At 69.6% G+C, this 11384-nt stretch carries 12 protein-coding genes; 6 read left to right on the forward strand and 6 right to left on the reverse strand.

Features of this window, described 5'->3' with window-relative positions; all coding sequences use genetic code 11:
* The first annotated feature begins 4 nt into the window (after positions 1–4).
* Entirely contained in the window at positions 5–1129 is a 1125-nt protein-coding gene (holA, locus tag ACS5PM_RS11510) for a DNA polymerase III subunit delta (protein WP_439387757.1), read from the forward strand.
* A gap of 43 nt (positions 1130–1172) precedes the next feature.
* On the opposite strand, the gene ACS5PM_RS11515 is transcribed toward holA, so the two are convergent.
* From ACS5PM_RS11515 to ACS5PM_RS11540, 6 genes are all read right to left on the reverse strand, one after another.
* On the reverse strand, positions 1173–2123 hold the full coding sequence (locus tag ACS5PM_RS11515; RefSeq protein WP_439387758.1) for a 2-hydroxyacid dehydrogenase: 951 nt from the start codon (positions 2121–2123) through the stop codon (positions 1173–1175).
* A 64-nt stretch (positions 2124–2187) separates the two neighbouring features.
* Complete coding sequence (locus ACS5PM_RS11520; protein ID WP_439387759.1) at positions 2188–2727, reverse strand: CinA family protein; 540 nt, start codon at positions 2725–2727, stop codon at positions 2188–2190.
* Between the two features lie 4 nt (positions 2728–2731).
* Positions 2732–3325 carry a phosphatidylglycerophosphatase A family protein gene (locus ACS5PM_RS11525; protein WP_439387760.1) on the reverse strand — a complete coding sequence of 198 codons (594 nt, stop codon included), beginning with the start codon at positions 3323–3325 and terminating at the stop codon, positions 2732–2734.
* The gene (gene thiL / locus ACS5PM_RS11530; protein WP_439387761.1) at positions 3325–4299 is read right to left on the reverse strand and encodes a thiamine-phosphate kinase; all 975 of its coding nucleotides are present in this window, start codon (positions 4297–4299) and stop codon (positions 3325–3327) included. Before thiL ends, ACS5PM_RS11525 begins: the two co-directional genes overlap by 1 nt.
* Before the next feature lie 58 nt (positions 4300–4357).
* The gene (locus ACS5PM_RS11535; RefSeq protein WP_439387762.1) at positions 4358–5011 is read right to left on the reverse strand and encodes a response regulator transcription factor; all 654 of its coding nucleotides are present in this window, start codon (positions 5009–5011) and stop codon (positions 4358–4360) included.
* The gene (locus tag ACS5PM_RS11540; protein WP_439387763.1) at positions 5008–7113 is read right to left on the reverse strand and encodes a sensor histidine kinase; all 2106 of its coding nucleotides are present in this window, start codon (positions 7111–7113) and stop codon (positions 5008–5010) included. The genes ACS5PM_RS11535 and ACS5PM_RS11540 overlap by 4 nt, the downstream gene beginning before the upstream one ends.
* 168 nt (positions 7114–7281) lie before the next feature.
* On the opposite strand from ACS5PM_RS11540, the gene ACS5PM_RS11545 reads away from it, so the two are divergent.
* From ACS5PM_RS11545 to ACS5PM_RS11565, 5 genes are all read left to right on the forward strand, one after another.
* Entirely contained in the window at positions 7282–9576 is a 2295-nt protein-coding gene (locus ACS5PM_RS11545; RefSeq protein WP_439387764.1) for an NADP-dependent malic enzyme, read from the forward strand.
* Between the two features lie 175 nt (positions 9577–9751).
* Positions 9752–10174 (forward strand): ribonuclease, encoded by a 423-nt coding sequence (locus tag ACS5PM_RS11550; protein ID WP_439387765.1) that lies wholly within the window; start codon positions 9752–9754, stop codon positions 10172–10174.
* A gap of 57 nt (positions 10175–10231) precedes the next feature.
* Positions 10232–10627, forward strand: a complete 396-nt coding sequence (locus ACS5PM_RS11555; RefSeq protein WP_439387766.1) for a barstar family protein — start codon at positions 10232–10234, stop codon at positions 10625–10627.
* Positions 10628–10662: 35 nt separating this feature from the next.
* Positions 10663–10797: a hypothetical protein gene (locus tag ACS5PM_RS11560; protein WP_439387767.1), complete on the forward strand. Its 135-nt coding sequence runs from the start codon at positions 10663–10665 to the stop codon at positions 10795–10797.
* 392 nt (positions 10798–11189) lie between these two features.
* On the forward strand, positions 11190–11384 hold a 195-nt coding region (locus ACS5PM_RS11565), incomplete at its 3' end, for a hypothetical protein (protein WP_439387768.1).

The following is an 11384-nucleotide window of genomic DNA, read 5'->3' on the forward strand; positions in this document are numbered from 1 at the left end:
GGCCATGCAGGTGCGTGCCGACCAGCTCGCTCAACAGCTCGGCCGCTCGGGCCTTAAGCCGCTCTACACCATCCAGGGTGACGAGCCGCTGCTGGCGCAGGAGGCGGCCGATGCGGTGCGTGTCGCCGCGCGGGCGGCCGGCTTCTCCGAGCGTCAGGTCTTCACCGTCAGCGGCGCCCACTTCGACTGGAGCAGCGTCCTGGGCGCGGCCCAATCCATGGGGCTGTTCGCCGACAGGAAGTTGATCGAGATCCGCATCCCCACCGGCAAGCCCGGCAAGGAAGGCTCGGCGGCGCTCCAGGCCTACTGCGAAACCCTGTCGGAGGACGTGCTGACCATCGTCCATTTGCCCAAGCTGGACTGGCAGGCGCAGAAGGGGGCTTGGGTCACGGCGCTGGAACGGGCGGGCGTGATGGTGCGGGTCGAGCCGGTGGAGCGTCACGCCTTGCCGGCCTGGATCGCCCAGCGCCTGGCGAGCCAGGGCCAGCGCGTGGCCGCCGGCGAACCGGGCCAGCAGGCGCTGGCCTTCTTCGCCGACCGGGTCGAAGGCAACCTGCTCGCCGCCCACCAGGAGCTGCAGAAGCTGGCCCTGCTCCACCCGGCCGGCGAGCTGAGCTTCGAGCAGATCGAATCGGCGGTGCTCGACGTGGCCCGCTTCGACGTCTTCCAGCTGGGCGCGGCCGTGCTGGCCGGCCAGGCTTCGCGAGCGCTGCGAATGCTCGACGGCCTGAAGGCCGAGGGCGAAGCAGCGGTCCTGGTGCACTGGACGCTCGCCGAGGACATCCGCGCCCTGAAACGCGCCCGCGATGCGATGACGGTCGGCGGCAAGCCCTTGCCCATGGCCTTGCGCGAGGCGCGCGTCTGGGGCGACAAGGAGCGCGCCTTCGAGGCCTTGCTGCCAGGCGTCGACGACGCAATGCTGGCCGCGCTCGTCGAGGCTGCCAGCACCTGCGACGGCCTGGTCAAGGGCCTGCGCCACCCCGGCTGGCCGGACGACCCGTGGGACGGGCTGCGCCGGCTGATGCTGATGACGCTGGACCTGGCCGTTGCCGCACGCGCGGGCGGCCGCCGGGGTGCCCGCGCTGCCAGCGGGCCTTCGCTGGCCCTGCAACCGGAGGCCTTCAAGTAGCTGAAGCCGGGGCTGGGCGCAGAACGTCTTCGACGGCCCGTTTTCAGTACCCGCGCTGGCGATCGACGAGGTGGGCGAGCGGTTGGCCGCTGCGCAGGGCTCGCACGTTCGCCGCCACCACCTCGGCGGCGCTGCGAGGATCGGTCAGCGCCGCGACGTGCGGCAGGACCGTCACGTGCGGGTGTTTCCACAACGCATGTCCCGCAGGCAGAGGCTCCACCTGGAAGACGTCGAGCACCGCGTGCGAGAGCCGACCGTCATCGAGCGCAGCCAGGAGATCGGCCTCGACCACCTGGGCGCCGCGCGCCAGGTTGACCAAGGCGGCGCCGCGCTTCATCGCGCTGAAACGTTTCGAGTCGAAGAATCGGCGCGTCGCGGCCGTCAGCGGCAGCAAGTTGACGACGATGTCGCTGGCCGCGAGCAGCGGGTCCAGGCCGGATGTGCCTTCGTGCACCGGCACGGGCATGCCCCCTCGCGCACGCGAGCTCGCGCCACCCTGTCGCCAGCCGTCCACCCGGTAGCCTTGCGCCGCCAGCCGCGCAGCCACCGCACAGCCCAGCTCTCCCAGGCCCAGCACCGCGACGTGCACCTCGTCGGCACGCCGCTGAGGGAGCACTTTCCAGCGCTCTTCGCGCTGCTGGCGCGCGTAGGCGTAGAAGCCGCGATGAAGCGCCAGGACGGCCCACAGCGAGGTCTCGGCCATCGCCGCGGCCATGGTCGGATCGACCATGCGCGCCAGCGGCACGGCCGTCGGCAGGGTCGGGTCGGCGAGCAGGCGGTCCACGCCCGCCCAGAGGGATTGCACCAGGCGCAGGGCGGGCAGCCCGTTCAGCGAGCCAGGCGGCGGATTGGCCACGAGGGCCACGTCCACCTCGGCCTGGTCCAGCCGCCCGATCGCATCCTCGATTCGCTCTTCCGGCAGCGCGGCCCGCAGCGCGCCCAGCCAGGCCTGGCGCTCGACATCGTCGAGTTCGCCGCAAAGGTAAAGACTCATGCCCGCCAGCGTACCAAGTCAGCCTTCGCAAGACCGGGCATGCAGGTCGGGCCGCTGCAGCGGATCAGCGACCAGCCCGGCCAGCGCCCAAGGCCGACACCAGCGCGGACAACCGATCCAGGCCCCATCGGACGGTGGCCGAGCGCACGGCGGTGCGGTCGCCAGGCAGCACGCGATGCTCGGCTTGGGTGTGCACCGCGCCGCCAGCATCGCGCCAGGCGACGGCCAGCCAGACCAGGCCGACGGGCTTGCCGGGCGTGGCTCCGCCCGGGCCCGCGATCCCCGTGACGGCGAGCGCCAGCTGCGCGCGGCTGTGCGCCAGGGCGCCTGCGGCCATGGCGAGCGCCACCGGCTCGCTCACCGCCCCATTCGCCGCGATGAGCCCGCCCTCCACGCCCAGGGCCTCGGACTTGGCGGCGTTGCTATAGGTGACGAAGCCGCGCTCGAACCAGTCGCTGGAGCCGGCCTGGCTGGTGCACAGCGCGGCGAAGAGGCCGCCGGTGCAGCTCTCGGCGGTGGCGATGGTCAGACCGGCGGCGCGCAGTTCGTCGCCCAGCGCGCCGATGCGAGCCATCAGCGCGTCGCTGTCGTCCAGCAAGGCCATCGCGTCAGCTCCCGAAAAGCGCGCGCCACAGCGCCAGCACGAGCAGGGTGCACAGCGCGGCGACCGCGTCATCGAGCATGATGCCCAGGCCCTGCCTCCAGCCGGGCTGCCGGCCCGGCGCCAGCTTGAACAGGCCGTCGGCCCAGGCCACCGGCCCTGGTTTGGCGGCGTCGAAGTAGCGGAACAGCGCGAAGGCGACGAGCTGCAGCACGAAGCCCGCGGGTGCGATGAGCCACAGCACGGCCCAGAAGGCGACGACTTCGTCCCAGACGATGGCGCCCGGGTCGCTGACGCCCATGGCCTGTGCCGTTCGTGTGCAGGCCCAGCAGCCGAGGGGCGCTCCGATCGCCAGCACGACGCCCCAGCCGACGGTGCCGAGCCACAGGCTCAGCACGGTGAAGGCGAGCCACGCCCACAGCGTGCCGACGGTGCCCGGCGCCACGGGCGACAGGCCGCTTCCGAAGCCGAAGGAGATTGCATGGGCCGGGTGCGACAGCATCAGGCGGATGCTGGGCCGCCGGGGTGCTGCGGCGGGGGCCTGCGCACCGCCGGCTGGCGTCTCTTCGCGGATGCGCGCGTCCTCGATCTCTTCGTTCATCACGCCGGCTTGAAATGGTCGAAGCTCGCGAAGGCCGCCAGATCCAGCGGCTCGCGCCCATGGGCCTCGGCGTAGACCTTCATCCCCTCCGACGCCGGCTCGATTCGGCCGACGCAGGTGACCGGCGTGCCGCTGGCCACGCCGGCCGCGCGCACGGCCTCGGCAGCCGACGCCGGGGCGGTGAACAGCAGCTCGTAGTCGTCACCCCCGGCCAGCAGGCATTCGCGCTGCACGCTGACCGGTTGCGCGGCCAGTGCTGCGCTGCGCGGCAGGGCGTCCAGCCACAGCGTCGCGCCCACGCCCGAGCGCCGGCGCACGTGCGCGAGGTCACCCAGGAGGCCGTCCGACAGGTCGATCGCAGCAGTTGCGATGCCACGCAGGGCCAGGCCCAGCGAGACGCGCGGCTGCGGCCGCTCCATCGCCTCTCTCACCGCGCCGAAGGCTTCGCCGGGCAGTTCGACCCGGCCGCGGAAGACTTCGAGCGCCAGGCGTGCATCGCCCAGGCAGCCGCTCACCCAGAGCTCATCTCCCGCGCGGGCGCCGCTGCGCAGCAGGGCCTGGCCCGGCGGCACCTGGCCCATGGCCGTGATGCCGATGGTGAGCGGGCCGGCCGTCGTGTCGCCGCCCACCAGCTCGATGCCGTGCTGCTCCGCCAGCTCCAGCATGCCCCTGGCGAACGGCGCCAGGAACGACGCCTCGGCGCGCGGCAGGCTCAGGGCGAGCGTGAAGGCCAGCGGCTCGGCGCCGCAGGCGGCCAGGTCGCTCAGGTTCACGGCCAGCGCCTTGTGGCCCAGGCGCTCCGGCGCCACCGTGGACAGGAAGTGCCGGCCTTCGACCAGCAGGTCGGTCGACACCGCCATCTGCTGCCCGGGCGCGGGCTGCAGCAGGGCACAGTCATCTCCACCGCCGAGCGCCGCGCGGCGAACCGGCGGGCGGAAGTAGCGTTCGATCAGTTCGAATTCACCGAGGGCCATGCCCGGGATTGTCGGCGCATGTCGGACCGGGGCGTCGAAGGAACCGCCGCTGAAGGCTTCAGGTCGGCGGCCGCAGGAGATTGGCCAGCTCGACGGCGGACTTGACGTTCATCTTCTCGAACACACGCGCCCGGTGCACCTCGACCGTGCGCACGCTGATGTCCAGCGCATCGGCGATGAGCTTGTTTGGCCGGCCTTCGACGACCAGGTTCATCACCTCGCGTTCGCGCTCCGTCAGCTCGGCCAGCGCCCGTTCGACCTGCCGCTTGCCGGCCCGGCGTTCCAGCGCCGCCTCGCTGCGCAACAGGGCGAGTTCGACGCGGTCCACCAGGGCGTTGTCTGAAAAGGGCTTCTCGACGAAGTCGAATGCGCCTTGCTTGACGGCCGCGACCGCGGTGGGCACGTCCCCATGGCCGGTCAGGAAGATGACCGGCAGCACCTCGGCGAATCCCCGTTCCACCAGCCGGTCGAACAGGGCCAGGCCCGACAGGCCCGGCATGCGCACGTCCAGCAGCAGGCAGGACGGCGAGTTGGGCCAGTCGGCCGGCGTCTTGCCGTGCAGGAAGCTGGCGAAGGCGTCGCCGCTGGCATGGCCCTCCGACAACAGCCGGCGCGTTCGCAGCAGCCAGGCCAGCGCGTCGCGCACGACATCCTCATCGTCCACCAGGTAGACCATCGGCAGGCCGAAGCGCGAGCTGAGCGAAGGGTTCATGCGGGGTCGTCGGCCCCGGGCGGCAGGCCCGGGCGCGCAGGGTCGGGAGCCGGTAGCGTAAACCGGAAAACCGTTCCCGGCGCGGTGGCCGACCCGGGGTTCGCCGGACCGAAGTCCAGCGCCCCGCCGTGCTGCTCGATGACCGTGCGGCAAAGGGACAGGCCCAGCCCCATGCCTTCGGCGCGCGTGGTGAAGAAGGGCGTGAACAGCCGGGCCGCCACATCGGTCGGGATGCCCGGCCCGCGATCTTCCACCTCGAAGCGCACCCAGCGGTGGTGGACCCGCGCCACGCGCAGGCTCAGCACCCGCTGCTCCAGCGGCGTGGTCTCGCCCTCCATCGCCTGGATGCCGTTGCGCGTGAGGTTCAGCAGCACCTGCTCGACCATGGTCCGGTCGACCCAGACTCGCGGCGCCGGCGAGGGGCAATCCACATCGATGCGTGTGCCGCTCTTGCGAGCCTGCAGCCGGACCAGTGGCAAGACCGCTTCGATCAGCAGGTCGGCCGTGATGGCCTCGCGCGAGCGCTCCCGCCGGCGCACGAAGGCATGCACGCTCTTGATGACGCGGCCGGCGCGCTCGGCCTGCTCGGCGATGCGCTCCAGCGCCTGGCGCAGCAGGCCGACCGTCTCGGCCGCAGTGGCCGGCTGCTGCTCCGCTTCGGCGACCAGGTTCAGCGAGCCGGTGGCGTAGCTCGCGATCGCGGCCAAGGGCTGGTTCAGCTCGTGGCTCAGCAGCGAGGCCATCTCGCCCACCGTGGCGAGCCGCGCGGTGGCCTGCAGCCTCTCCTGCTGCTGGCGCGACAGCTCCTCGATCCGCCGCTGGGCGCTCACGTCGAGCACGGTGCTCATCCAGCCGGCGTGGTGGCCCACGCGGTCGAGCAGGGGCGCCTCGTAGATCATGACCGGGAAGCGCTCGCCGTTGCGGCGCATGAACTGGGTCTCGAAGCCTTCGCGCTGCAGCGCGGGGTCGCGCGCGAACTTCAGGCGATCGGTCTGGCGCTGGCGATATTCGTCGATGCGCTCGGGCGGCCAGTAGGGCGGCGGATTGCTGCCGATGAGCTCGCTCGCGTGGAAACCGACCATCGCGCAGAAGGCCGGATTGACATAAGTGATGCGACCCCGCACGTCGCGCGCGCGCAGGCCGGTCACCAGCGAATCCTCCATCGCGCGGCGAAAGGCCAGCGCCTCGGCGAGCGCGGTCTCTGCCAGGGAGCGGCGCCGGACGTCGCGCGCCAGCAGCACGACCAGGCCCAGCAGCAGCAGCGAAAGGCCGACCACCAGCGCGAGCGTCAGGTTCGGGATGAGGCCGGGACGGCCTTGTACGGCGTCGGCCCTGAGCTGCAGCGAGTTGCCCGGCAGGTCGACGAGGCGTGTCGCGAAATAGACGCCCGCGCCGCGGTGCAGGCCGGCGCGGACCAGCCGGGTGCCGTCTGCCTCGACCAGGGACAGCTCGTGGTCGTTGGCGGCGATGGTGTTGGTCGCGTCCTCGAGCAGCTGCGACAGCGAAAGCGTCGCGACCATGTACCCGCTGGGCTGGCCGCTGCGGTCCAGGGGCAGGCACAGGTCGATCACCTCCAGCCCGAGTCCGCCGGCCTGAGGCACGAAGTACGAGCGCGAGAACAGCGGCGCCGCGACCCGGCGCGCCGTGGCGCAGACAGCGTGCATCTCGATCTCGAGTTCGGATCGCGGCATGACGCCGAACACCGGCTGGCGGAAGGGCGTGTCGGCGGCCACGACCAGGCGCCGATCGGCGTCCCGCAACTCCATGTGAAGGAACTCGTGGCGCTGGCGCAGCATCTCCTGCGCGTCGTAGCGCCATTGGGTGGGCGGCGGGTCGTTCCAGGTCAGCGACTGGGCGCTTTGGAGGCTGCGCTGCACCATCCGGCGCAGCTCGCCGGCCGCTGCGGCGGCCACGGCGTCGGCGCGATCTTGCGCGCGCGCCTCCTCGTAGCTCAGGGTCAGGCCGACCAGCAGCGACTGCGCCACCAGCAACAGCGCGACCAGCGCGCCCCACAGCAGCCAGCGGACGCCCCGCCGCCCGCGCGGTGCCTCGGCCTGTGGCTCGGCGGGCGGCGAAGCGGTGGAGACGGACGGCGGATTCATGCGGCGCTGGCAGTATGGGTGGGCCGTTAGCCGCCGGCCTAAGCAGTTTCGCGCATGTGCATTGCCCCGGTCACTGGTGACACTGCAAGGCCTGCCCGCGCAGTTGGCCGGCAGGTCCGGCGCCTACAATTCGCGCCCCGCGCCAGCTGCTTGCCAAGGACTGTTCACATGCCGACCTTCGAGGAAAAAAGAGCCGAACTGCGCCGCGCCGCGCTGGAGTACCACGAGTTCCCGACGCCGGGCAAGGTGGCCATCAGCGCGACCAAGCAGCTGATCAACCAGCGCGACCTCGCGCTGGCCTACTCGCCGGGCGTCGCGGCGGCCTGCGAAGAGATCGTCGAGGACCCGGCGAACGCCTTCCGCTACACCTCTCGCGGCAATCTCGTGGCCGTCGTCACCAACGGCACCGCGGTGCTGGGCCTGGGCGACATCGGCCCGCTGGCATCGAAGCCGGTGATGGAAGGCAAGGGGGTGCTGTTCAAGAAGTTTGCCGGCATCGACGTCTTCGACATCGAGGTCAACGAGAAGGACCCGGACAAGCTGGTCGAGGTGATCGCCGCCCTGGAGCCCACCTTCGGCGGCATCAACCTGGAAGACATCAAGGCGCCCGACTGCTTCTACGTTGAGCGCAAGTTGCGCGAGCGCCTGAAGATTCCCGTCTTCCACGACGACCAGCACGGCACGGCCATCGTCGTCGGCGCCGCCTTGCTCAACGGCCTGAAGGTCGCCGGCAAGAGCATCAAGGACATCAAGCTGGTCACCTCGGGTGCCGGCGCCGCGGCGCTGGCCTGCCTGAACCTGCTGCTCAAGCTGGGCCTGCCCAAGAGCAACATCTGGGTCACCGACCTGGCGGGCGTCGTCTACCAGGGCCGCACCGAGCTGATGGACCCGGACAAGGCCGAGTTCGCGCAGCCGACAGAGCTGCGCAAGCTGGGCGAGGTGATCGCCGGGGCCGACGTGTTCCTCGGCCTGTCTGCGGGCGGCGTGCTCAAGCCCGAGATGGTGGCGGCCATGGGACCCAGGCCCATCATCTTCGCGCTGGCCAACCCGACGCCGGAGATCATGCCGGAGGATGCCAAGGCGGTGCGCGACGACGTCATCATGGCCACCGGCCGCACCGACTACCCGAACCAGGTCAACAACGTCCTGTGCTTCCCCTACATCTTCCGCGGCGCGCTCGACTGCAACGCGAAGACGATCAACGACGAGATGGAGATCGCCGCGGTGCGCGCGATCGCCGAGCTGGCCCAGGCCGAGCAGAGCGACGTGGTAGCCACCGCCTATGCCGGCGCAACGCTCTCGTTCGGGCCCGAGTACCTCATCCCCAAGCCCTTCGACCCGCGGCTGATGATGCAGATCGCGCCGGCCGTGGCCGACGCGGCGCGCGCCTCGGGCGTGGCCCAGCGTCCCATCACCGACCTGGTGGCCTACCGGGACAAGCTGCAGACCTTCGTCTATGCCTCCGGCACGCTGATGAAGCCCATCTTCAGCATCGCCAAGAAGGCGCAGGCCAAGCGGGTCGCCTTTGCCGAGGGTGAGGACAGGCGCGTGCTGTCGGCCGTGCAGGTGGCGGTCGACGAGGGTCTGGCCCAGCCGTGGCTTGTCGGCCGGCGCAGCGTGATCAACGCGCGCATCGAGAAGATGGGCCTGCGGCTGAAGGAAGGCCGCGATTTCGAGATGGTCAACATCGACGACGACCACCGCTACCGCGAGTACTGGCAGACCTACCACGAGATGATGGAGCGGCGCGGCGTCACCGAGCAGCTGGCCAAGATCGAGATGCGGCGCCGCCTGACGCTGATCTCGAGCATGCTGCTTCACAAGGGCGAGGTCGACGGTCTGATCTGCGGCACCTGGGGTTCGACCGAGCTGCACCTGAACCACGTCGGCCAGGTCATCGGCAAGCGTCCCGGCGTGAAGACCTTCGCCTGCATGAACGGCTTGCTGCTGCCCGGGCGCCAGGTCTTCCTGGTCGACACCCACGTGAACTACGACCCGACCGCCGAGCAGCTGTGCGAGATCACGGTGCTGGCGGCCGAGGAGATGCGCCGCTTCGGCATCCAGCCCAAGGCTGCGCTGCTTTCACATTCCAACTTCGGCTCCAGCAACCACCCGTCGGCGGTCAAGATGCGCGAGACGCTGGCGCTGGTGCAGCAGGCGGCCCCCTGGCTGGAGATCGACGGCGAGATGCACGGCGACGCGGCGCTGGATGCCGGCTACCGCGCGGAGCTGATGCCGCGCAGCACGCTCAAGGGCGAGGCCAACCTGCTGGTGCTGCCCAACATCGACGCGGCCAACATCAGCTACAACCTGCTGAAGACCGCGTCTGGAGGCGGCATCGCCATAGGCCCGGTGCTTCTCGGCGCGGCCAAGCCCGTCCACATCCTGACGCCGTCGACCACGGTGCGCCGGATCGTCAACATGACGGCACTGACGGTGGCAGATGCCAACGCGGCCCGGTGACAGCTCCAAGAAAATCCCTGAACGACTGACTTTCCAGATTAGTTAGCGCTCACTAATGCCATGATCCACTGCCTCATTTTGGGGCAGTGGACTTGTGGTATTTCCGCGAGTCAGGTACCATCAGTGTTTGAGTCTTCAGGGTAAACCCGTGGCTTTGCAGCAGTGCACAAAAGCCATGACAAAGGGTCACGAAAGAGGGTTGCAGATGGTCGGGGGGTCCAAGTCGAAGTGGGGCCTTGCGGCCACGGCAGCGGCCTTCGTGCTCGGCGTCGCAGGGGTGAACCTCGACGCCGCGGCACGCCCGGCGATCGGCATGGTGTCGCTTGCGGCCCTGCCGGTGGAGGCGCAGCAGACCGAGCGCTTGATCCGAGCCGGTGGCCCCTTCCCCTACGCGAAGGATGGCATCGTGTTCGGCAACCGAGAGCAGATCCTGCCGCGCCATCCTCGGGGCTTTTACCGCGAATACACCGTGCCCACCCCGGCTTCGTCGGACCGGGGAGCGCGGCGCATCGTCTGCGGCGGCATCAAACCGCGGGAACCCGAAGCCTGTTTTTACACCGAAGACCACTATGCAAGCTTCAGGCGCATCGCGCCTTGAGCAGCGGGCGGACTGAAGACCGGATTCATTGTTGATTGACCAAGGAGGAACGCGACCATGCTCTTGCAGACCGTCCGTCCGAACATCGTGCAGGCGATACGCGCCTATCGGGTCGATGACCTGATGAGCGCGGCCCAGGAGTCGGGCCAGCATTTCTTGTACGCCAATTTGTCCGAGGCACTGTCCAAGCAGGAGGTGCTGGACGGCATAGCGACCTCGTTCCTGTTCCCGCAGCACTTCGGCAAGAACCTGGACGCGCTGTTCGACTGCATGACGGACCTGGTCCACAAGTCGGGCGTTCAGCCCGGCTTCGTGGTGGTCCTGGAGCAGATTCCCGACAACACGCGCTTCGACAGAGAGTCACGCGAGCAGCTGCTCGACGTCTTCCGCGACGCGGCCGACTTCTGGGCCGAACGGAAGATACCGTTCAGATGTTTCTATTCTTTTCAGTAGCCCGCTCCCAGGAAAACGGGTCATGGGAGCGGGCGGTGGAAACGGCCCCCAACGAAGCGAAGCCGGCCGCCAAGGCCAGCAGCAAGAGCGGCATCAATCCCAACTTCGGGATGAACATGCCGATGATGTGCAGTGCGTTCGACACGGCGATGTGGCTGAACGCAGCATGAGCGAAGCCTGACGGCATCCGCGAACACGACGGCCCGCCTCGAGCGGGCCGTTTTCTTTGGGTGCGCCCGGCAGGGCGCACTTACTTGGAGGTGCAAGTCCTCTCCTCACCCGGCAAGGGGAAGAGGTAGCCGAACGGCAAGGGTGTTGCGGGGTGAGGCGGCCCATATCGTCGAAGCCCGGTACTTGCACGGGACGCAACGACGTAGATCCGACAGGCATAAGCGTGAAGGTGAGTGCGCAATACCCGGGGAGATCTTGAATCCTGCCCGAGAGGGCTAGCGGCGTCGAGAGGCGCAGGGATGGGGTGCAAGAAGTCAGCAGAGGCCATAGTAGGTGCGCCGCGCACCGAAGGGCCGAACATGAGTGAACGCCAGTAGGACCGTTGATCTCGATGAACGACGACGACGCACAAGCACGCGGCGAGGCAAGGGCTTCAGGCGTGGCCGGTGCTGGGCGAGGCGGTCGGAACCCGACCGGGCCTGGCGACGGTGCCGAGGCGTGCACGGCGACAACGGGGCGAACGAAAGCGGAAGTGGCCACGCAGCTGATGGAGCAGGTGGTCGAGCGCGGCAACATGTGGAAGGCC

This window comes from Ideonella flava (genome assembly GCF_051857595.1).
In the GTDB taxonomy this organism is placed as follows: domain Bacteria; phylum Pseudomonadota; class Gammaproteobacteria; order Burkholderiales; family Burkholderiaceae_C; genus Ideonella.